We start from the raw sequence: 20,919 nt of genomic DNA on the forward strand, positions 1-20,919 counted from the left end.
GAGAATAGTAGAATGAAATATTTAGTAACTGGCGTTGCCGGGTTTATTGGCTCTGCAGTTTCAGAGCGACTATGTGCAGCAGGACATGAGGTTGTCGGTATTGATAACTTGAATGACTACTACGAAGTCTCTTTGAAACATGATCGTCTAAAGCGCATTGAGCATGGAAACCTGACCTTCATCGAGCTGGATCTTGCTGATAGAGAAGGCATGGCAACGTTGTTTGCTGAACAAAAGTTTGACCGTGTCATTCATTTAGCGGCGCAAGCTGGCGTTCGTTACTCAATTGATAACCCTATGGCGTATGCCGATAGCAACCTTGTCGGTCACCTAGCTATACTTGAAGGCTGTCGCCATAACAAAGTTGAACACCTAGTTTACGCTTCATCTAGCTCTGTTTATGGCTTGAACCAGAAAATGCCATTCCACACAGCAGACAGTGTCGATCACCCTATCTCGTTGTATGCCGCGACGAAGAAGTCGAATGAGCTGATGGCACATACTTACTCGCATCTATATGACGTACCGACGACAGGCTTACGCTTCTTTACAGTTTACGGCCCTTGGAGCCGCCCTGATATGGCGATGTTCAAGTTTGCGAACTTAATCGTGGCGGGTAAAGAGATCGACATTTACAACAATGGCGACATGATGCGCGACTTCACTTATATCGATGATATTGTTGAAGGTATTATTCGTGTGCAAGACCGAGTTCCAGCTAAACAGCCAGGTTGGACTGTAGAGCAAGGCTCACCAGCAACCAGTTCAGCACCATACCGAGTTTTTAATATCGGCCATGGTAGCCCTGTGAAATTAATGGACTATATCGAAGCATTAGAAGGCGCCCTAGGTATTGAAGCGAAAAAGAACTTCATGCCAATGCAGCCAGGTGATGTGTACGCGACTTACGCTGATACGGAAGACTTGTTTGAAGCGGTTGGCTACAAGCCTCAAGTTAAGATCCAAGAAGGAGCAAAAGCTTTCGCGGATTGGTACCGCAGTTATTATCAACTTTGAGTTTGAACTAGTTTATGAAAATAGAATCAATCGAACATTTTGATATTGCTATTCAAAGTCGCTCTGTCATGTCCCTTTGTTGTCTTGCCGTAAAGCAGCTCTTTAGGCGAGGTTGTGTGTTTTTTAACGGTGTTGATGGTAACCATATCTCTATTGAAAAGTTAGCCTCTAAATCAAAGGTATTAATCGATATAAGGAGGCGTTCAAAAGGTAATAAAGTTATTTTTGAAGCAGGCTTTTCTGGAAGAGTAGATATAAAAATATCAGGTGACAACAATATATTCTATGTTGGCAAAAACACCATTTTAGACAATGTGAAGGTGGAAATCTTGTCCAATAATGCGGTTATGGCTATTGGTGAGGAGGTTTCTATGGGGAAAGGGCGCTTAAATATTTCTGATGCGTCCGGGCAGTTCTCTTCGATTGTTAGTGGGAAAGCTGATGTTCGTTCGGAAAATATGCCCAAGTCTGAGAGAATCAATCTGAGCGTCGGAGATGGTTCGATGATTGCTGAGGGTGTTACTATGATGACTGCTGATGGTCATCCTATTTTAAATTCCGACGGTATCAAAATCAGTAGCTATGGTGATATTACATTGGGTAAGCACGTCTGGGTTGGCTCTAATGCGACGATATTAAAAGGTGTAACGGTAGGTCATGGTTCGGTGATTGGTTTAAATAGCGTTGTGACGAAGTCAATACCTGAAAATACAATCGCAGTTGGCATCCCATGTAAGCCTATCAAGCGAGATTTTGGCTTTTGGGCAAGAAGCGTCTCTACTTCGAATATTGAAGCTGCAAAGCAGAGACTCGATATTAGCTGATTTTTTTATGTGCCATAAGTGAAGCTACCTTCAGTGGAACAAACTGACCAATATCCCCGCCATGAATAGCGACTTCACGGACAATAGTTGAGGATAGAAATGCATATTCCTCTGAAGGGGTTAGAAACACACTCTCAAGCCCCGGCAATAACTTACGATACATGCTAGTTAGTCCAAACTCGTACTCGAAATCCATAGTTGTTCTTAAGCCGCGTACCAATACGTTTGCTTGCTGCTGTTTAGCGAAGTCGACCAGTAACCCAGAAAACCCTTCCACAGATACGTTAGGCAAGTGAGACACCGCATCACGTAACAACTCTACTCGTTCATCTAATTCAAACATGGTTTTTTTACTTGGGCTCGCTGCTACCCCAACTGTGATATGGTCAAACATACTCGCGGCACGAACAATAATATCAAGGTGGCCATTGGTTACAGGATCAAAAGTACCAGGGTAGATAACGTGTGTGGTCATATTAGCTGTCCTTGCTTGGTGTTTTTATGGAAGTTAAGGCTTTATCGAGTGTCTGCTTTACCATGTCGAGCGTGATGTCTTTCATTAAATCATCGCCTTTAGCACGGGTTCCCCATGGAAGGTCTGCGACTGGTTTCCCTTGTTGTGCTTCTACATGCTGTTGATAAACGCTCACTACGATATCGAGATCATTGTAAGGCCCTGTTCTACGAGGATCGCTGTGTGCGTACAAGCCGATTACCGGGGTCGACTGTGTGGTCGCCAAGTGGGCTGGGCCAGTATCAGGTGCCAATACAACGGTTGCATGTTTCAGTACGGCAGTCAGTTGCTTCAAGTTCGTTTTGCCAATCAAGTTAGTGACTGGCGACTGGCATAATTTTTCGATGTCGTTACCCAGATTAACTTCTCTTGGTGCCGGAGAACCACATAACACCACTTGCATGCCTTGTTCGACAGCATAGTCAGCAATAGCTGCGTACCGCTCTGTTAGCCAGTTGCGAGAATCTTTGCTAGCAGCAGGGGAGATAACCAAGGTCGGTTTGTCTGCCATGGTGCTGATTGCTAATTGTTCATCTTCAGGTGTTAAAGGGATATTCCATTGAGGCTTATCGAAGGGTACACCAATGTAGCGAGCAAATTCGGCAAAGTTATCCAATACATGAAACTTGTCTGAAATAGGTAGATGGCGATTAGTAAAGAGTGATTGCATTTCACGAGTACGGTTTTTTCCAAATCCCACTTTGCACTTCGCCTTTATCCCCCATGATAGTGCGCTGGCTCTGAGTGCGGCTTGCATATGCAGAAGAGCATCAAATTTACGATCAGATAGCTGACGCCATAATTCACGCATTCCTTTGAAGCCTTGTTTCTTATCGAAAACAATCACCTCAATACCGGGTAGATCGCCGATCAGCATGGCTTCTATTTTACCTGTGATCCAAGTGATTTTCGTTTCAGGCCACTGCTTCTGGATGGCTTGAACCACAGAAATAGCATGACAAACATCACCAATCGCGGAGAGGCGAAGTATGCAAAGAGATTGAGGTGCAGTTGAGAACAGTGACATAAAGTGCCCGAAAAAAGTGAATAACATCAGAATTATGCAGATACTCGCATTAGTTGTAAAATAGCAATGACGAAAAGCGACCCAAAGGCCTCATAGATGGAAACGATTAGCACTAAGAACCAAACGATTTGGTACGACCCTGAACTTCTGACTCAGGTACCAGAGGATGATATCGCTCAGATCTTCGAGGCTGAATACTGGCGAAAACGTGAAGCCATTTCAGGGAGTGCTCAAGGTCGTGGTACGACATGGTTCATTCAGCTTGATGGAATACAGGCCGCATTGCGCCATTATCGCCGTGGCGGATTGTTTGGGAAGCTAGTCGAAGACCAATATCGTTTTTCTGATTGGGAGAGTACACGCTGTGCGATGGAGCTTAATGTCCTCAATATATTGGCAAACGCAGGTGTGAATGTTCCGAAGCCCATTGCTGCTCGAGCAATTAAAAGCGGACTACTTTATCGAGCGGACTTAATGTCTGAACGAATTTCTAACGCTAAAGACTTGGTCGATGTCTTGGTCGTTCACCCGATAGATGCAGATATTTATCATAAGATTGGCCAAGAGATACGCAAGATGCACGATGCTGGGATCAATCATACCGATCTCAACATTCATAATATCCTGCTTGATGATTCGCAAAATGTTTGGATTATTGACTTTGATAAGTGTGGTCAGCAAGCGGGTGATGACTGGAAAGAAGGTAACTTGAATCGCTTAAAGCGCTCGTTCCTAAAAGAAGTGAACAAGCGCCAGATTGAATGGCAAGAGTCGGATTGGGAGCCGATGTTAAAGGGCTACCAAGGCTAATTAGGTCAAATAGTTGTTAGCTAAGAATGTATTCCAAGGTTTTATCCAACGCCCCTCGGTTCAGCTCAACTACTTGATAAGCTGCTAAGCCTTTAGTTTTACGCAGTTCTGATTGTTTGAACAGTTGTTGGAGTTGGCCTGCGATATCTTGGCTATCTTGACAAATAACCACGGCATTGGCTTCCAGTAGCTTGTCAGTGATCTCGCCGAAGTTAAAATAGCTAGGGCCATTCAGTAAAGGTAACTGCAGGGCCGCCGGCTCTAGAAGATTGTGGCCACCCACCTTATCGCCCACAAGGCTTCCTCCCATAAAGCACACATCAGATCCGCCGAGTAATACCAACATTTCTCCCATCGTATCCGCAATATACACTTCAATATCAGAGGTGATTGGCTGCTGACTCGTTCGAGTGATGGTATTGAAGTGGTGTTGTTTAGCCAGTTCCGTCACTTGGTTAAATCGCTCTGGGTGGCGAGGCACGATCATCAGTAGCGTACTAGGGTTGTCTTTAAGAAGTTGCCTATGAGCATCTAAAACAATTTCATCTTCACCTTGATGAGTGCTGGCCGCTATCCATACACTGCGTTCAAAGCCAATTTGTTCACGTAACGCTTTACCTTTCGATACTTGTTCAGCTGAAACTTCAATATCAAACTTGATCGACCCAGTAACATGCACAGATGCTTTATCTAGCCCTAATCGTATAAAGCGTTCAGCATCACTTGGGTATTGGCAAAGTACTTGAGACAGGTTTTTGGCTAAGAGGTCAAAAACGGCTTGGAATTTAGCATAACGCTGGCACGAGCGTTCGGATAGGCGAGCGTTGAGTACCGAAATGGGGATACCAGCTTTAGCGACGCAGTGCAGTGTGTTTGGCCATAATTCTGTTTCCATGATTAGCATCTGTTTAGGCTGAACTGTTTTCAAAAAACCTTGAATACACCAAGAAAAATCAATCGGCATGTATCGATGCTCAACTAAATCACCGAGTTTTTCTATCTGCTCAGCACCCGTGCTGGTTGTAGTGGTAACGATGATAGCTTGGCTTGGATTTCGTCGCTTCAGTTGCTTGATGATCGGTACGGCGGCAATCGACTCACCAACCGATACTGCGTGAATCCAGATAGGATCCTTACCTTGAGTTTGCGGCGTGATGCCGAAATGTTCTTTCCAACGCTGACCAAAACTTGGCTTTCCGGGTTTGCTCTTATAAAGCCCATAGAGAAGCAGTGGAGAGGCCAATGACAATATAAGAGTGTATATAAGTCGTATAAGCATAAGAACAGTGACACCAGAGGGTAAAATCAGTAATCAGAAGAGTATTTTCTTCAATCTCGAAAGTAAAGAGCGTTATAATTAAATGCTTAGTTGCGCTTTCAAACGGACATGGTGAATTTTATCTCATCGCTTATGCAAACCGATCAAACCTATCGTTTCTTGCTCTACGTCGAGCAAAATTATTCATTTGCTATTCTTCGCCCATTCTATGATTACGCGAAGCAACTCGGCCATGAGGTTAAGTGGTTGCTTGTTGGTGAAGACGCTTCTGAACATCTATTACTGGATCAAGAGCAGAGCGTCTCTTTGACAGAAGCTGTTGCCTTTAATCCTTCAGCTGTTCTAGTGCCCGGCGATCGTGTTCCAGCGTTTATTCCAGGGTTGAAGGTACAAGTATTTCATGGTTTGAACGAAAGCAAACGTGGGAACTTATACCCTGAGCGTGGTCTATTTGATTTGTATTGCACTGAAGGCCATGAAAGAACAAGCTCGCTTGAGCCGTTAGCCAAGCAGCGCGGCTATTTTCAAGTAAAAGAGACCGGATGGCTGAAGCTCGATAGCTTGTTTAATTATCAAGCTAGTGAGAACTGTCATGAGAGACCTCAAATTCTGTTCGCTTCCACTTTTTCGCCAAGCTTATCGTGTGCAGAGTTGGTTTATGAAGAGCTTAAGCGCCTCAGTCAACTGAGTCAGTGGCAATGGTTAGTGACTCTTCATCCGAAAATGAATCAAGAGACGAGAGCGAAATATCAAGCATTGGAAGGGGATAACCTTCTCTTTTTCGATAATGACCGAGTGATTGAAATGCAACATCGTGCTGATGTTATGGTGTGTGACAACTCATCGATATTTCAGGAATTCTTGTTGCTCAATAAGCCTGTTGTCACGGTAAATAATCGAGACCCTCAAGCAAGCTTTATTAACATTACTCAAGCCGAGCAATTAGAGTCAGCAATTAAGCAAGCAATGCTACCTGATGAAGAAAGAGATAACGCTATCGCTCATTACGGCTCGTCAATAACGCCATATTTAGATGGGCAATCCTCAGCGAGAGTTCTGAGTGCTATTACTGATGTGCTAGAAAGCGGCTGGCAAGATAACAAGCCAAAAAATTGGATTCGTAACTTTAAAATCCGTAAATCATTAAACTATTGGAAATTCTAGGGCTGAATAATGAAAATCTTAGTTTGTGCATCGTATCTACATGCTTGGAATAGTATTCGCCCTGAAGCGGAAATATTTGTAGAGCTTGCAAATCAAGGTCACTCCGTGACTGTGATGACCCAAGGGAAGTCTGAATATGTCGATAGGCTTCGAAAAAATGGCATCAAGGTTATCGACTGTTATCCTAAAAGAAAAATTTGCTTTGATACGATTAAGAGAATTAGAAGCGAACTAAAGAGTGGGGCATATGACATATGTTACGCCTTTAACTCAAAAACTATACCTAATGCCGCATTTGCATGCGTTGGTCTCAAGGTGAAGCTGATTGCGTACCGAGGAACAACCGGTGGTTTGTATCGACATGACCCAAGTGCTTATTTGACTCAACTGCATCCTCGTGTAGATGGCGTAGTCTGTGTGTCGGAGGCAGTTCGACAGGATGTTATCAAGCGAGTTTGGAAAAATAAAGATAATGTTGTGACTATTTATAAGGGACATCAATTAGAGTGGTATCAAGTCGAACCAACTTCTAGAGAGTCGCTTGAATTGAGCCAGACAGATGTTGTTGCCTTTTGTGCTGCGCACGTTCGCCCTAGTAAGGGGATTTCTACCCTCCTCGAGGCGACTAAGTTTATTACAACCCCCAATTTTCACCTAGTGCTTGCAGGCAGTGGCTATGAGCCTCACTTTGATGAGATGAAAAATAGCCCGATCTCAGATAGAATTCATTATATTGGCCATCGTAAAGACATTCCATCATTGATGGCAATGTCAGATATTCAAGTGCAGCCATCAGTGAGTGGTGAGGGCTTACCGCGTACTATAATTGAAGCGATGGCAAATGGTACGGCGTCAGTAGTGACCACTACTGGAGGAGCACCAGAACTTGTAGAAGATGGTCAGACAGGTTTTGTTGTACCTACCGCCGACGCTCGGGCATTAGGTGAAGCAATTAATCATATCGCACAAGATAAACAGCAAAGCATTGAAATGGGTATTGCTGCTAAAGAGAGGCTAGCGCGTCATTTTAGTTCTAAAGTGACAGTTGCAGAACACTTAAAGTATTTTGAACGTCTACTAGGTCATTCAAACTAGCTCAATGAAAAAGGTATATTGATTCAATGAGAACATTATCAGCGTTAATTATCTGCAAGAACGAAGAAGACCGTATTCGACCTTGTTTCGAATCGCTAAAGGGTTTTGCTGATGAAATAATTGTTTATGATTCTGGTAGTACGGACAAAACAGTTGAAATAGCACGAGAATACACAGATAAAATCTGGGTTACAGAAGATTGGCCGGGAGATGGTTACCAAAAAGCTAGGGCTTTTGAGCAGGCTACGTGTGATTGGGCTTTAATAATCGATGCTGATGAGTACTTAGATGAAGAGATGAAATCAGAGATAACGCATCAATTAAGTGATCCCAAACTAGAAGAAGTTGCTTTTAAACTCCCTTGGGGAAATCTGATTCTAGGTAAACAAATGCGCTTTGGTCGATCGTCTAGAGCCCCTAAACGTCTTTTTAAGTGTGATGGAGCTTCGATCACTAAAGTGGTTGTGCATGCCAATGTAGAAACTGAAGGAAAAGTTTCTACTTTAAAGAAAGGTTTTTTGATGCATAACTCATTACGCGGCTTTGATCACCTTATGGAGAAGAGTCGTGTTTATGGTTGGGAAACCACGAAGAAGTACTACAGTAAGGGTAAACCGAGTTTGGGGATTCCGTTTGCAATTCTTCGTTCAGTTTGGACATTTTTCTTAATTTATATTATCCGTTTTGGGTTTCTAGACGGTAGTCGTGGTCTATTGATGGCGATGAACTTTGCTCAATCCTCATTTAATAAGTATGCAGGCCTGTGGTACTTAGAGCAAGAAGCTAAGCTGAAAAAAAATAAGCATTTAGATAAGAATTAATAGAGATTTTAGTATGTTAAACAATAAGACAGTATTAATTACAGGTGGCACAGGTTCATTTGGTAAACAGTTCATTAAAACGATTTTAGAGCGCTATCAAGACGTAAAGAAAATCATCATATTTTCTCGTGATGAACTAAAACAGTTTGAAATTAAGCAAAACTATCCTCAAAAAGATTACCCACAATTACGTTTCTTCATCGGTGATGTGCGTGATCGTAACCGTATGATTCAAGCCTGTGAAGGTGTTGATGTAATTATTCATGCTGCGGCAATTAAGCAAGTTGATACAGCAGAATACAATCCGACCGAGTGTATTCGTACTAATATTGATGGGGCTGAAAATGTAATTAATGCCGCACTACAGTGTGGTGTAAAAGATGTAGTAGCACTATCTACGGATAAAGCGTGTGCTCCGATTAACCTATATGGTGCAACTAAGTTAGCTTCTGATAAATTATTTGCAGCAGCTAATAATATTCGTGGCTCTAAAGATATTCGTTTTAGTGTTGTTCGTTACGGCAACGTTATGGGCTCTCGAGGCTCAGTTATTCCGTTCTTTATGCAGAAGAAAGAAGAAGGTGTATTACCAATTACCCATGAAGAGATGACGCGTTTCAATATATCTCTTCAGGATGGTGTCAACATGGTGATGTACGCTATCGAGAACCATATTGGTGGTGAAATTTTTGTACCCAAGATCCCATCTTACAAAATATTAGACATTGCAGAAGCGATTGCGCCTGGTATGCCAACTAAAGTTGTTGGTATTCGTCCTGGTGAAAAGCTTCATGAAGAAATGATTACGGATACTGACTCTCTTAATACGATTGACCTAGGGCGTTATTACGCGATTCTTCCGTCGGTATCTTTTACATACACAGAAGATGAATACATGAATCATCATAAAGCTGAAAAAGTCCCGTTCGGTTTTAAGTACAACTCAGGTACGAATACTGAGTGGGAAACGATTGAAGGTCTACGCGACCTAATCAAAGAACATGTTGACCCTAAATTTACAGTGTGAGTAAAACAGTGATTCCATATGGCAAGCAAGATATCAGTCAGCAAGACATTGATAGTGTAGTTGATGTTCTTAAATCTGATTTCCTAACTCAGGGACCACAAGTTCCTGCGTTTGAAAAAGCGTTAACAGAACATACTGGTGCTCAGTATGCGTTAGCAGTGAATAGCGCAACCTCCGCTCTACATATTGCTTGTCTTGCTTTGGGTTTAGGCAAAGGTGATTGGCTTTGGACATCTCCTATTACTTTTGTTGCGTCTGCAAACTGTGGTCTTTATTGCGGTGCAAAAGTGGATTTTGTCGACATCGACCCAGACACATACAACATGTGCCCTAAACGACTTGAAGAGAAGCTCATCAAAGCAAAAGCTGAAGGTAGGCTGCCAAAAATCGTAGTGCCAGTACATTTATGCGGACAGCCTTGTGATATGGAATCCATTGCTAAGCTAGCCAAAGAATACGGCTTTAAAGTCATTGAAGATGCTTCTCATGCTATTGGTGGTAAATATCATGATCAACCAATTGGTAACTGTGAACATTCTGATATTACTGTTTTCAGTTTTCACCCCGTGAAAATTGTGACAACGGCGGAAGGTGGCGCAGCGTTAACCAATCAGAAAGAGTTAGCTGATAAAATGACGCTGCTGCGTAGTCACGGTATTACGCGTGATCCAGAGTTGATGCGTGGTGAGTCTCATGGCGGTTGGTATTACCAACAAATAGACCTTGGATTTAATTATCGTATGACAGAGCTGCAAGCTGCACTAGGTGTGAGCCAAATGAATCGCTTGAATGAGTTTGTTTCTGCTCGTCACGAATTAGCACAAGGCTATTATACTAAGTTAGAGAATTTACCAATTGTTCTGCCTTATCAGCTTCCTGATACCTACTCAGGGTTACATTTGTTCGTGATTCGTTTGAAACTAGGTGATATTTCACTCAGTCACCAACAGGTTTTTGATGCGCTACGCGAGCGTGGTATCGGTGTGAATTTGCATTATATTCCAGTACATACCCAGCCGTATTATCAAGACTTAGGTTTCACTGAAGGGGAGTTCCCTGAATCCGAACAGTACTACCGCGAAGCGATTTCTCTGCCGATGTTCCATGGTATGACGGAAGCTCAACAGAATACGGTTGTCGACGTATTAACTGATATTCTAAAAGGTGCGTAATGAAAATAGCGATAATTCCAGCTCGCGGGGGGAGTAAACGCATCCCGCGAAAAAATATTAAAGATTTTAACGGAAAACCGATCATTGCGTACTCTATAGAAGCCGCATTGGCATCTGGATGCTTTGATAAGGTCATCGTATCAACGGATGACGCTGAAATTGCTGAAGTCGCAGAGCAGTATGGCGCAGAAGTACCGTTTATGCGTCCAGCAGAGGTTTCTGATGATTTTGCTACAACGGGTGATGTCATCGTTCACGCTATTAATTGGTATGCATCACAAGACCAGTTGATCGATTATATCTGCTGCATCTATGCTACAGCACCGTTTATTTCTATAGAAGATATTCGTAATACACACCAAGTGTTGTTGAGAGATACTTTTGCAGACTATTGTTTTCCTGTTTGTGAATTCCCATTCCCAATTCAAAGAGGAATTAAACTCTTACCTGATAGCCGAGTAGCGATGTTTCAGCCCAAGTACTTCAATACTCGATCTCAGGACCTTGAATCAGGTTACCATGATATTGGCCAGTTCTATTGGGGTAAGCCTTCAGCTTATTTAGCTGGTATTCCAATGTTTTCAGATAAAGCGGTTGCTTACCCTGTATCGAGAAAAAGAGTTGTAGATTTGGATACTTTAGAAGATTGGGATTTTGCGTTGCTGCTTTCACAGGCTCTAAAAGGGAAAAAGTAAATGCTGGTTGGGATTCGCGTTGATGCCTCCACAAAGGTTGGTACAGGGCATACTTATAGGACACTCACCCTCGCTCAAAAACTTAAAAAAAGAGGTCATGAGGTTTTCTTTATTAGTCGTCAATTAGAGGGGAACCTCATTGGTATGCTTGAGGAAGAGTTTAAGGTTCTCGTTTTACCTCCCCCAAGCACTGAAGACTTTTCTAATAATCATTGTACCCATGGTAATTGGTTGGAGGTTGTGTACGAGAGTGAGATTACGCAAACCAAGCATGCGATAAATCAATACCTATCTACAAAGACACAAAAGAAGCTCGATTGGCTGATAATAGATAACTATGCCATTGAAGAGCGATTTCATCAGAATGTGAGAGATCTATGTCAATATATCCTGCAAGTTGATGATCTTGCAGATCGAAAGCATGATGTAGATCTATTGCTAGACCAAAATTACTATGCGCTCGGTGAGCATCGATATGATGAGTACTTGTCTGAATCAGCAAGAAGCTTATGTGGTCCTAAGTATGCTTTGTTACGGGAGGAATTTTCTCTCGTTAGACGGTCATTACCAAGCTACGCATCCCGATTGAAGAATAAAAGAGTGGTGTTGTTTTTTGGTGGCATTGATTTAAGCAACGAAACGAGTAAAGCCTTAACTGGCTTACTGAGCGTTGAAAGTGGTGATTATTTCGATGTCATTATAGGTATGAATAACCCACATCGTGAAGAAGTCGAAGCACTATGCTGCTTGCGCCAAGATAGAGTATCGCTGCATATACAGGTCAATAATATGGTCGATTTTTTCTCTGCTGCTTATTTGTATGTTGGGGCTGTAGGGGCAACAACGTGGGAACGCTGTATCGTTGAATTGCCTGGTATTGTATGTTCTGTCGCAGATAATCAGACCCAGCTTGCAAAAGACCTGCATGAGATTAATGGTCATACCTATCTAGGGTTAAATGCAAACCTTTGTATCGAGCACTATGCAAACGCCTATCAGAGTTATCTTTCTTCGCCCGAACTGCTATATGAGCAGTCGAATCGTTGTGGTGCTCTGGTTGATGGTATGGGCACAAGTCGAGTAGTTGAAGAGTTAGAGAGATTCTAGACAATGATAAAATATAATGTTCGCCCAGCACATGAGAGTGATAAATGGACGATCCTTGATTGGCGTAACCACTCTGATGTTCGTTCTGTAATGTTAACAGATCATATTATTTCTAAAGACGAACATTCGGCGTGGTGGAGCAATACACAACAATCGACAGACCGAAAAGTTTTGGTCTTAGAGAAAGCTTCATCTCCAGTTGCTGTAATCCTATTCAACCGGATAGACATAGAAGCTAAAACGGCTTGGTGGGGGTTTTATTTAGACAACAATAGCCTAAGCGATCCCGAAAAAATATCTGTTTGGATGGAGACGGAGAAAGCCGTACTTGATTATGCTGGTAAAGTTCTTGGGCTATATGAAATCTATGGTGATGTTGTTGATAATAACCAGTCTGTTTTACAATTGCATAAAAAATTTGGCTTTGTAGAGTGTGATGCTCCTCAAGAGGCAGTTAGCTCAGATAAAAACGTTACCTATGTAAAGTATGTCTGGCAACATAATAAACCAGATAATCGCCCTAATATGTACCTATGCGCATCACATAATACAGACTTCATGTCGGATGCCCTAAAAAATCAAAGTCAAAACTACATTCAGTTTCCATATCAATTAAAGAGATTAGAGTTTGGTCGTTATCAGTTCGATCTTTTGGATAAGAGTAGCCTAGAGGTTAATGAGCAATCTAGTGTTTATATCTTTATAGAGCGCCTTGAAGACCTATTTGCGGATATTTATACCCTTCCGACGGAAGCGGTTCTAATACAGACAGAGTTGCGAGTTTCTCAATACCTTGCTTTTGTTAAACAAATAGCACTGAGGGGTAATAAGGTTTATGTGGCAGACTTTTCTGTTCAAAAAGACTTCCCTTTGTCGATAGAAGAACAACTGACAGGTTCTAAGATTCAGCAACTAATTCAAGAGTGGAATGATTCTCTATATGCATTAAAAACGGAGAATCTGGTCGAAGTCGTTCCATATTCTCAGGTTCTTAAGCGTGTTGGACAAGGCTTCTCGAATAAATATTGGTATATGGCACGGGGCCCATTTTCCATTCAGTTTCTTGAAGCGTATAGCAAAAGTATCATCGGTTCGATTCTTGCTGCCAATTCTCTCTCGGCAAGGGCACTGGTTTTAGATCTTGACAACACTCTATGGAAAGGTGTGATTGGTGATGATGGAAAAGACGGGATTACCTTGGGGGGAGATTATCCAGGTAACATCTATAAAGAGCTTCAGTCCCTTTTTTATGCATTAAAAGAGAGAGGCATCCTTCTTACGATATGTAGTAAGAACACTGAAGAAGTAGCCATGGATGCTATCGAATCTCATCCTGAGATGCGTCTGAGAAAGAAAGACTTTGTGACTCATCGTATTAACTGGGAGCCTAAATCACAGAATATCAAGGCTCTAAGCGAGGAGCTAAATCTTGGTCTTCAATCGTTGTGTTTTATTGATGACAACCCTGTTGAAAGGGCTGAAGTGCGTCGTAATACACCGGAGGTATTTGTCCCTGAGCTTCCAGAGGACCCTGCAGATTGGTACCAATTCATATGTAACTTGCCGGAGCTTTATGTATCTCAGGTTAGTGAGTCGGATAAGCGTCGAGCAGAGCTTTACAAGAAGCGGGTCGATATTGAAAAATCGCATACAGACTTCGCAGATCGCACAGAATTTATTAAAAGCTTGGAGATGGATATCCTTGTAGAGCCACTTGCTGAAAGTAACTTTGAGCGCACTCATCAACTATTTAATAAAACAAACCAGTTTAATACAACCACGACTCGTTACAGCAAAGAGCAGCTCTATCAATGGATCTGTGATACAGAGTATCAGGTACTCCATGTTCGCTCAAAAGACAAATTTTCATCTGAGTATGAGGGGATCGCTGCTATAGTTATTGTTCGTAAAAATAGTCAATGGATGATTGATAATTTTGTTATGTCTTGCCGTGTGATGGGAAGAGATATCGAGCATGCAATCATAAAAAAACTGCTTAATTTGGCAAGTACAGCTGGAAATGACACTGTAGCTGGTCGCTTTGTCGCAAGTGAGAAGAACATGCCCGTAGGCAAGCTATACCTAAATAATAATTTTGCTCAGGGAGACGATGAACTCTGGGTGTTTAATTTTAATCAGCAATCAGCACCGGAAGAGTCTCAGTTAATGAGATTACACTGGAACGTGTAGGAGTTACTAGAATGAATGCAATGTTTTCAGCGTTGGGGGTGCTTTATATCGCTCACTATACGACTGTAACGGTGGACTTTACTGCTTCATTGAGAGACTTTTTGGCTATTCCTGGCGCTAAACTATTACGCGGCCCTGCTTCTAACCATGTCCGAGGTGTTCAGTTTGCGCTTGTTGAACAAAGTGGTATGGGAATTGTTGAAGTTTTGGCCCCCCTCAATGGGAATTCTCCAGTACCAAAATATCTAGAGTTAGGCGTTGGTGCTTATCATTTCTGTTATGCGGTTAGTGATATTGATGAGGCCGTTAAAATTGCAAAACAGCGATTTGGCGTCGAGGAAATTGAGGTGTTGTATAGTGATCCAGCGTATGATAATCGAAGAGTCGCGATCTTACGTCATGCTCAGCATGGCGTATTTAAACTAGTAGAGGCATACCCAAATGGTTTACTACCAGTAAATTTACTAGCATTTGGTGATGAGTCAGAGGTGCTTTCTAAACAGCGGGACAAGTTAATGGGGCTATTTCGTTCCGTAATTCAGGATACAGATGTTAGCTATGATGAGGTAACTATGGATAACTTTCCTGCGTGGGATTCATTTAAACACCTTATATTCATGATGGAAGTTGAGAAACTGTTTGAAATTTCTATCCCAGCTTCTGATTTTGGACAATTAAATTCGCTGAGCCAATTGGATAATTACCTGACAAACAAGTAGAGAACATAATGAAAATAGAAAATAGAGATATTGGCAAAGGGCATAAGCCTTATATTATCGCAGAGATGTCAGGTAACCATAACGGTGATATCACTCGCGCAATTGAATTAATTAAAGCAGCGAAAGATGCGGGTGCAGATGCTGTTAAATTGCAGACTTATACGGCGGATACCATCACAATTAATCACGATAGTGAAGAATTTATGATTAGTGGTGGTTTATGGGATGGTGCCAAACTATATGCTCTGTACGAGCAGGCGCATACACCTTGGGATTGGCATAAGACACTGTTTGATGAGGCAGAAAAGCTTGGGATCACTATCTTTAGCTCACCATTTGATCATACAGCTGTCGATTTCTTAGAAAACTTGAACGCACCGGCGTATAAAATCGCATCATTTGAGCTAATTGACTTACCATTGATTCGAAAAGTAGCTGAAACTGGTAAGCCGATGATCATGTCGACTGGTAATGCGAATTTGGCTGAAATTGAAGAAGCTGTTGCTGCAGCGAAAGGAGCAGGCGCTACAAATATCGTACTTCTTCATTGCACAAGTGGTTATCCAACTCCAGCATCTCAAGCAAATATTTCTACAATGGCTGTTATGCGTGATGCTTTCGGAGTAGAAGTCGGCTTATCAGACCATACTATGGATATTGGTGTATCGGTTGCTGCTGTAGCATTGGGGGCGTGTGTGATTGAAAAGCATTTCACACTTGCGCGTTCTGATGGTGGCGTAGATTCAGCTTTTTCTTTAGAAAAAGAGGAGCTTAAATCATTAGTAGTCAATTGCAATATGGCATTTGAAGCAATTGGTCAGCCAACTTTTGTGAGTACGGAGGCTGAATTACAGACTAAAGTTCACCGCCGTTCACTTTACGTTGTGAAAGATATTAAACAAGGTGAGGTATTTACGGATCATCATGTCCGTTCCATTCGCCCCGGAAATGGTATTGCACCTAAATATTTGGACGATGTAATTGGAGCAAGAGCTACATCTGACCTTAAGTTTGGAACACCTTTAAGGTTTAAACATTTTGATGTTTAATTGGAGAGTAAAAGAGACTTACTTGTAAGTCTCTTTTATTCTGTTTGATAATTGCTCAGGTTTATTAAACCAGTTGACCAATATCTCCGAAAATATTCCCATCTCCTCATCTTTAACGAGTTTTTTTCTCGTACAAAATGATTCAAACCCGAGACCTGCTGTTGAGTTGAGTGATGCAACAGTAAGCTTTTCATGAGAGTTCATTAGCTCTAACTCTAAAGGGTGCTTTACAGATAGGAATTTCTTTCGTGCAAAATAAGGCAGGTAATCTTTAATATTTTCACTTGGATGTAATTTAATATAATAATTTATGCCGAGCGATTCAAAGTGGTCAGCAATTGCTTTATGTATCCTAAAGAAGTATTTATTATCCTGAGTTTTTTCAATTATATTTTTAGATATTGGCTGAGTTGCGATAATAACAGAGTTGTTACCATTCTCTATAATTGGTTTAAACTTGAATACTTGATTTATTGTTTTTAGATGTTCTTTTTTGTCTAGGAAGTCAATTTCTTTCCCTTTGTGCCTTACTGATAAAGGTAAATTGTCGGGAAACACAACATTAATAGTTTTGCACCGGGTGCTACCACCCATGACCCAAAAGTTATCACCTTTTAAGTTAAAAGGAGTGATGTATTTTTTTATTCCAGTGTGAGGTATATGGTAGTAATTGCCCACGCCGTCCTCAATGACTTCATAGTTAGGCTTAATAAGCTTAAACAACCTAGCCATCTTATTTTTATCGTTGAATAGGAATAGATTACTTCTAGATAGCACTCCTGTTGATAAACTCGTAGCATCTTCTAAGCTATGACAACCTTTAGAGCATAGAATTCTAGGAAGGACAACTTCTCTTAAGGATGCAATGCTTATGAGCTTACCAATATAACTACTTCTTAGGTTTTTCTGTATTGTTTTTCTCGACATTAACTTTATTTCAATATTTTCGGGTGTTACCGTGTTTAATTTCTCTTTGTCGATGTTTTGATAATCTAAGAAAAATAGTATGAGTGATTTCCTTTTCGGAAGGGTTTGAGCGCGAGACAATGAAAAGAGTAAATGCCTTAGTGTAGAACAAATATAAATATCAGATTGCATTATTTTCCTCTATATTATTTGGCTCGTTAGAATTTGCTATTAAACAGAAAAGATAAATAAAATATGTTCCAGGATGTGATAGGGGAATATAAGTTAACCCTGCTGTAAAAATAAAGGTAGGCAATGCAATGAAAAGTATTGATTTATAATTGAATTCTTGTCTTAATCCATAATAAATTGGTGTTAATATAATTGCAATATATAATATCAAGCCAATCAATCCATATTTTACAGTTCTGTCTATAATGCTGTTATGAAAATTCTTGTTATCAAATTGTGCTAGTGAGGCTTTAACTCTTCCCTGTTTATACATGTCTTGAATCATTTGAAGGTGAGCTGTTTGTCCTAAACCTTCTATAGACGGGTTGTCCCGAAATATTTGGTAACCGGCTTGCCAGAGTTGGATTCTCATTCCCCATGATGAATCTAGATTACCTTGTGCCAATAATGCCACTTCTCTTTTTGAGTTTTCCACTCTATCTTCTACGATAGGGTAGCAAACTATTGGTATAATTATAAAGGATGAAACTATACTTACAGTGAGCTTCCAGCTTCTTTTATGAAATACAAATAGGCTTGCTATAGCAGAATATGCAGCGAGAAGTGCTAACCAGGTTCCTCTAGTATCGACGACCAATACTACAATAGAATAGCAGATGAGCGCCAATGCAGATAAATATTTAAACTTGATTTCTTTTACAAACAACATAGCTACAAAAGCTAGTAAAGATATAGTAGCAGAGTAATTTGCGTAAGGGATTGCATTGAGTGGTAATTGCATTCGGTCCCAATTATGTCCATTCATAATATATATTGTTTGCACCAACACAAAAATAGATGATAAGCAACTTACGGTGATTAATGGTTTTATTGGTATTTTTCTGGGGAATGAAATGAAAGCATATAGTAATGTACTAATTAAAACCCTTATTTCTGAAGAGCTATAGCCATTTGTATAATATTTAAAAGAGGAATAGATTACCATGACTAGTAATATTTTCTTGATAAAACTATAGCTTATTTCTATTCTGTCAATTCTTAATAGGTGACCGAGTGCTTTTGTTAAAGTCGATATAATTATTATAGCAACAAGGGTTTTATCTCCACCATTGATGATGAACATTCCGCTTACTGCCCATAATAATGGCAGTTCATGAATGATTTTATATAAATTTTTTAACACAATTGGAGCTCAGTTTATGTATAAGGGTTTACATTCGTTTCAGGACGAGTCTTAAGTAACCTTAAGATCCACATATATTGTTCAGGATTCTTACTCACGTAATCTTCAATACATTGATTCATCATGCGAGCGTCCTCCTCTTCGCTTCCTGTTGGGAAAGGTAGAGCAGGGTAGAAGTCCAGGGTGTATTGGCCAGTACTGCTATCGTATTGAGCAAACAAAGGAACTATTTTAGCTTTACTCAGTTTCGATAGTCGACCAAGGCCTGAAATTGTTGCTTTTTGAGTCGCGAAGAAGTCAACGAAGACACTGTGCTCACGGCCAAGATCTTCATCAGGGAGGTAGTAACCAAGGTACCCATCACGCACTGACTTGATGAAAGGTTTGATACCACCACTGCGATCATAAACACGACCGCCATATTGCACGCGCTGTCGGTGCATTAGCCAGTCACTGAGTTTGTTTTTTTGTGCTTTCGCCATCGCAGACACAGGTAAATTGCGTGAAGCTAATAATACCGCTGGGATATCGATAGCCCATGTGTGTGGCACCAGCAAGATCACATTCTTGCCACTATCTGTAATATCGGTTAGGTTGCTTAGGCCGTTTATCGAAGTGTTATTCTCTAGCCAAGTTTTACTCTTGAGTGTCAGTGAAGCAAATCCCATCAAAAATGAGATGGAAGTAACGTATGACTGATAGAGAGTTTCTTCGCGCTGTTCTAAAGATTGCTCAGGAAAGCACATCTCAAGGTTTACGCGAGCTCGGCGGTTAGCCTTATTCTTGATTTTTACAGCTTGTTTAGCCATAAACTTAGCGAGTGCTAAACGAATGCTATTAGGTAAGAAGCAGACTAAAGACGATAACAGAACAGCAATCCAAGTGCCCCAGTATTTAGGTGCAAGAAATCCCCATTCAAACTTAGGATTGTAAGCTTTTGGATCAAAATCATTACGTTGTGTGGTCATTCGTTCACTACATTATTTAAATCAGAGAGTTAACTTTATATCGGTCACTCAGGGAATGATTATGTTTACTAGATTCTCCAATAATGCCCCCTAAAAGTAGGGGGCACTATTAGTCTTAATCTGAAATATAAAGCTTACAACTATGCGTTTACGAGCTTCATGTACTCAGCGACACCATCTGCCACTGTTCTAAACTCGATATCGCAACCAGTACTGCGAAGCTTCGTTAAGTCAGCTTGAGTGAATTCTTGGTAAGCGCCTTTCAAATGCTCAGGGAAAGGAATCGTTTCGATTTCACCTTTGCCGTGGTGCTTGATTACTGCTTTTGCGACTTCTTCAAAAGACTCTGCGTTACCTGTACCTAGGTTGAAAATACCTGAAGCACCGTTTTCTAGAAACCATAGGTTTATCGCCGCAACATCGCCAACATACACAAAATCACGCTTGAAGGTTTCGCTGCCTGCGAACAACTTAGGGTTTTCACCGGCATTCATTTGGTTGTTTAAGTGAAATGCTACAGAGGCCATGCTGCCTTTGTGTTGTTCGCGTGGACCATAAACATTGAAGTAACGGAAGCCAACGATTTGTGGAAGCGTTTCGTTATGCGCTGCGGCATCCGCGGTTAGGCGACGAACGTAGTTATCAAACTGCTGTTTAGAGTAACCGTAGACATTCAATGCACCTTCGTATTCTCGCTCTTCAATGAAAGTACCAGTTTCACCGTACGTTGCAGCGGAAGAGGCATATAGGAAGGGGATTTCACGCTCAACACAGTAGTGAAGTAGCTCTTTTGAGTACTCATAGTTGTTAAGCATCATGTACTTGCCATCCCACTCAGTGGTAGCAGAGCATGCACCTTCATGGAAAACCGCTTCAATATGACCAAAATCATCACCAGCCATAACCTGAGTTAGAAAGTCATCACGATCCATGTAATCCGTGATGTCTAGGTCTACAAGGTTCTTAAATTTCTTACCATCTTTTAAGTTGTCGACGACCAGAATATCGTTGTGGCCCGCTTCATTTAGCGCCTTAACAATATTGCTGCCAATCATGCCAGCACCACCCGTTACGATAATCATAATTTCTAACTCTTTTGAATACAAAACTGTCACGAGTATAGCAAGGAATGGATAAAGCGGGCTAGTGGAATAATTCCC

Annotated in this window: 20 protein-coding genes; 13 read left to right on the top strand and 7 right to left on the bottom strand. The window is 41.2% G+C overall.

Annotation, left to right across the window (positions count from 1 at the left end; all coding sequences use genetic code 11):
* The first annotated feature begins 12 nt into the window (after positions 1-12).
* Positions 13-1,017: an NAD-dependent epimerase gene (locus HRQ85_RS21160; RefSeq protein WP_172380527.1), complete on the top strand. Its 1,005-nt coding sequence runs from the start codon at positions 13-15 to the stop codon at positions 1,015-1,017.
* Between the two features lie 14 nt (positions 1,018-1,031).
* On the top strand, positions 1,032-1,841 hold the full coding sequence (locus HRQ85_RS21165) for an acyltransferase (RefSeq protein ID WP_172380528.1): 810 nt from the start codon (positions 1,032-1,034) through the stop codon (positions 1,839-1,841).
* On the opposite strand, the gene coaD is transcribed toward HRQ85_RS21165, so the two are convergent.
* Together coaD and HRQ85_RS21175 are read right to left on the bottom strand one after the other, a co-directional pair.
* The gene (coaD, locus tag HRQ85_RS21170; protein WP_172380529.1) at positions 1,834-2,316 is read right to left on the bottom strand and encodes a pantetheine-phosphate adenylyltransferase; all 483 of its coding nucleotides are present in this window, start codon (positions 2,314-2,316) and stop codon (positions 1,834-1,836) included. The genes HRQ85_RS21165 and coaD overlap by 8 nt on opposite strands.
* Before the next feature lies 1 nt (position 2,317).
* Complete coding sequence (locus tag HRQ85_RS21175) at positions 2,318-3,382, bottom strand: glycosyltransferase family 9 protein (protein ID WP_172380530.1); 1,065 nt, start codon at positions 3,380-3,382, stop codon at positions 2,318-2,320.
* Positions 3,383-3,478: 96 nt separating this feature from the next.
* On the opposite strand from HRQ85_RS21175, the gene HRQ85_RS21180 reads away from it, so the two are divergent.
* Positions 3,479-4,192: a 3-deoxy-D-manno-octulosonic acid kinase gene (locus HRQ85_RS21180; protein ID WP_017081669.1), complete on the top strand. Its 714-nt coding sequence runs from the start codon at positions 3,479-3,481 to the stop codon at positions 4,190-4,192.
* A gap of 16 nt (positions 4,193-4,208) precedes the next feature.
* Here HRQ85_RS21180 and waaA read toward each other — a convergent pair whose 3' ends face one another.
* Positions 4,209-5,471, bottom strand: a complete 1,263-nt coding sequence (gene waaA, locus HRQ85_RS21185; RefSeq protein WP_172380531.1) for a lipid IV(A) 3-deoxy-D-manno-octulosonic acid transferase — start codon at positions 5,469-5,471, stop codon at positions 4,209-4,211.
* Positions 5,472-5,603: 132 nt separating this feature from the next.
* Here waaA and HRQ85_RS21190 point away from each other — a divergent pair, with 132 nt between their 5' ends.
* From HRQ85_RS21190 to pseI, 10 genes are read left to right on the top strand one after another with little or no spacing between them, the layout of a single operon-like run.
* The gene (locus HRQ85_RS21190; RefSeq protein WP_172380532.1) at positions 5,604-6,635 is read left to right on the top strand and encodes a CDP-glycerol glycerophosphotransferase family protein; all 1,032 of its coding nucleotides are present in this window, start codon (positions 5,604-5,606) and stop codon (positions 6,633-6,635) included.
* A 9-nt stretch (positions 6,636-6,644) separates the two neighbouring features.
* Entirely contained in the window at positions 6,645-7,730 is a 1,086-nt protein-coding gene (locus HRQ85_RS21195) for a glycosyltransferase family 4 protein (RefSeq protein WP_172380533.1), read from the top strand.
* A 26-nt stretch (positions 7,731-7,756) separates the two neighbouring features.
* Complete coding sequence (locus HRQ85_RS21200) at positions 7,757-8,551, top strand: glycosyltransferase family 2 protein (protein ID WP_076667708.1); 795 nt, start codon at positions 7,757-7,759, stop codon at positions 8,549-8,551.
* 13 nt (positions 8,552-8,564) lie between these two features.
* Positions 8,565-9,578, top strand: coding sequence for a UDP-N-acetylglucosamine 4,6-dehydratase (inverting) (gene pseB, locus HRQ85_RS21205; protein ID WP_050619734.1), 1,014 nt, complete (start codon positions 8,565-8,567; stop codon positions 9,576-9,578).
* On the top strand, positions 9,575-10,750 hold the full coding sequence (gene pseC, locus HRQ85_RS21210) for a UDP-4-amino-4,6-dideoxy-N-acetyl-beta-L-altrosamine transaminase (protein ID WP_172380534.1): 1,176 nt from the start codon (positions 9,575-9,577) through the stop codon (positions 10,748-10,750). Before pseB ends, pseC begins: the two co-directional genes overlap by 4 nt.
* A complete protein-coding gene (pseF, locus tag HRQ85_RS21215) occupies positions 10,750-11,445 on the top strand; it encodes a pseudaminic acid cytidylyltransferase (protein WP_172380535.1) in 696 nt (231 codons plus the stop codon). Before pseC ends, pseF begins: the two co-directional genes overlap by 1 nt.
* Positions 11,446-12,552 (top strand): UDP-2,4-diacetamido-2,4,6-trideoxy-beta-L-altropyranose hydrolase, encoded by a 1,107-nt coding sequence (gene pseG / locus HRQ85_RS21220; protein WP_172380536.1) that lies wholly within the window; start codon positions 11,446-11,448, stop codon positions 12,550-12,552.
* Between the two features lie 3 nt (positions 12,553-12,555).
* A complete protein-coding gene (locus HRQ85_RS21225; RefSeq protein WP_172380537.1) occupies positions 12,556-14,742 on the top strand; it encodes an HAD-IIIC family phosphatase in 2,187 nt (728 codons plus the stop codon).
* 11 nt (positions 14,743-14,753) lie between these two features.
* Entirely contained in the window at positions 14,754-15,461 is a 708-nt protein-coding gene (locus tag HRQ85_RS21230) for a hypothetical protein (RefSeq protein ID WP_172380538.1), read from the top strand.
* 8 nt (positions 15,462-15,469) lie between these two features.
* Positions 15,470-16,510 (top strand): pseudaminic acid synthase, encoded by a 1,041-nt coding sequence (pseI, locus tag HRQ85_RS21235; protein WP_172380539.1) that lies wholly within the window; start codon positions 15,470-15,472, stop codon positions 16,508-16,510.
* 18 nt (positions 16,511-16,528) lie between these two features.
* Here pseI and HRQ85_RS21240 read toward each other — a convergent pair whose 3' ends face one another.
* The 4 genes from HRQ85_RS21240 to rfaD all read right to left on the bottom strand — a co-directional run bounded on the left by HRQ85_RS21240 (position 16,529) and on the right by rfaD (position 20,841).
* Positions 16,529-17,608: a hypothetical protein gene (locus tag HRQ85_RS21240; RefSeq protein ID WP_172380540.1), complete on the bottom strand. Its 1,080-nt coding sequence runs from the start codon at positions 17,606-17,608 to the stop codon at positions 16,529-16,531.
* Complete coding sequence (locus HRQ85_RS21245; RefSeq protein ID WP_172380541.1) at positions 17,598-18,791, bottom strand: O-antigen ligase family protein; 1,194 nt, start codon at positions 18,789-18,791, stop codon at positions 17,598-17,600. Before HRQ85_RS21245 ends, HRQ85_RS21240 begins: the two co-directional genes overlap by 11 nt.
* Before the next feature lie 14 nt (positions 18,792-18,805).
* Entirely contained in the window at positions 18,806-19,759 is a 954-nt protein-coding gene (gene lpxM / locus HRQ85_RS21250) for a lauroyl-Kdo(2)-lipid IV(A) myristoyltransferase (RefSeq protein WP_172380542.1), read from the bottom strand.
* Positions 19,760-19,899: 140 nt separating this feature from the next.
* The gene (rfaD, locus tag HRQ85_RS21255; RefSeq protein ID WP_172380543.1) at positions 19,900-20,841 is read right to left on the bottom strand and encodes an ADP-glyceromanno-heptose 6-epimerase; all 942 of its coding nucleotides are present in this window, start codon (positions 20,839-20,841) and stop codon (positions 19,900-19,902) included.
* Between the last annotated feature and the right edge of the window lie 78 nt (positions 20,842-20,919).

It is taken from the genome of Vibrio sp. Vb339 (assembly GCF_902751245.1).
Classification (GTDB): Bacteria; Pseudomonadota; Gammaproteobacteria; order Enterobacterales; family Vibrionaceae; genus Vibrio; species Vibrio coralliirubri.

What these genes read in the sequence shown, in the direction of transcription:
- pseI (WP_172380539.1), top strand. Translation starts at nt 15,470, where the DNA reads ATGAAAATAGAAAATAGAGATATTGGCAAAGGGCATAAGCCTTATATT.
- HRQ85_RS21200 (WP_076667708.1), top strand. Translation starts at nt 7,757, where the DNA reads ATGAGAACATTATCAGCGTTAATTATCTGCAAGAACGAAGAAGACCGT.
- HRQ85_RS21240 (WP_172380540.1), bottom strand. Translation starts at nt 17,608, where the DNA reads ATGCAATCTGATATTTATATTTGTTCTACACTAAGGCATTTACTCTTT.
- HRQ85_RS21180 (WP_017081669.1), top strand. Translation starts at nt 3,479, where the DNA reads ATGGAAACGATTAGCACTAAGAACCAAACGATTTGGTACGACCCTGAA.
- pseG (WP_172380536.1), top strand. Translation starts at nt 11,446, where the DNA reads ATGCTGGTTGGGATTCGCGTTGATGCCTCCACAAAGGTTGGTACAGGG.
- HRQ85_RS21225 (WP_172380537.1), top strand. Translation starts at nt 12,556, where the DNA reads ATGATAAAATATAATGTTCGCCCAGCACATGAGAGTGATAAATGGACG.
- pseF (WP_172380535.1), top strand. Translation starts at nt 10,750, where the DNA reads ATGAAAATAGCGATAATTCCAGCTCGCGGGGGGAGTAAACGCATCCCG.
- lpxM (WP_172380542.1), bottom strand. Translation starts at nt 19,759, where the DNA reads ATGACCACACAACGTAATGATTTTGATCCAAAAGCTTACAATCCTAAG.
- HRQ85_RS21175 (WP_172380530.1), bottom strand. Translation starts at nt 3,382, where the DNA reads ATGTCACTGTTCTCAACTGCACCTCAATCTCTTTGCATACTTCGCCTC.
- HRQ85_RS21230 (WP_172380538.1), top strand. Translation starts at nt 14,754, where the DNA reads ATGAATGCAATGTTTTCAGCGTTGGGGGTGCTTTATATCGCTCACTAT.
- pseB (WP_050619734.1), top strand. Translation starts at nt 8,565, where the DNA reads ATGTTAAACAATAAGACAGTATTAATTACAGGTGGCACAGGTTCATTT.
- HRQ85_RS21160 (WP_172380527.1), top strand. Translation starts at nt 13, where the DNA reads ATGAAATATTTAGTAACTGGCGTTGCCGGGTTTATTGGCTCTGCAGTT.
- rfaD (WP_172380543.1), bottom strand. Translation starts at nt 20,841, where the DNA reads ATGATTATCGTAACGGGTGGTGCTGGCATGATTGGCAGCAATATTGTT.
- HRQ85_RS21165 (WP_172380528.1), top strand. Translation starts at nt 1,032, where the DNA reads ATGAAAATAGAATCAATCGAACATTTTGATATTGCTATTCAAAGTCGC.
- HRQ85_RS21190 (WP_172380532.1), top strand. Translation starts at nt 5,604, where the DNA reads ATGCAAACCGATCAAACCTATCGTTTCTTGCTCTACGTCGAGCAAAAT.
- coaD (WP_172380529.1), bottom strand. Translation starts at nt 2,316, where the DNA reads ATGACCACACACGTTATCTACCCTGGTACTTTTGATCCTGTAACCAAT.
- waaA (WP_172380531.1), bottom strand. Translation starts at nt 5,471, where the DNA reads ATGCTTATACGACTTATATACACTCTTATATTGTCATTGGCCTCTCCA.
- HRQ85_RS21195 (WP_172380533.1), top strand. Translation starts at nt 6,645, where the DNA reads ATGAAAATCTTAGTTTGTGCATCGTATCTACATGCTTGGAATAGTATT.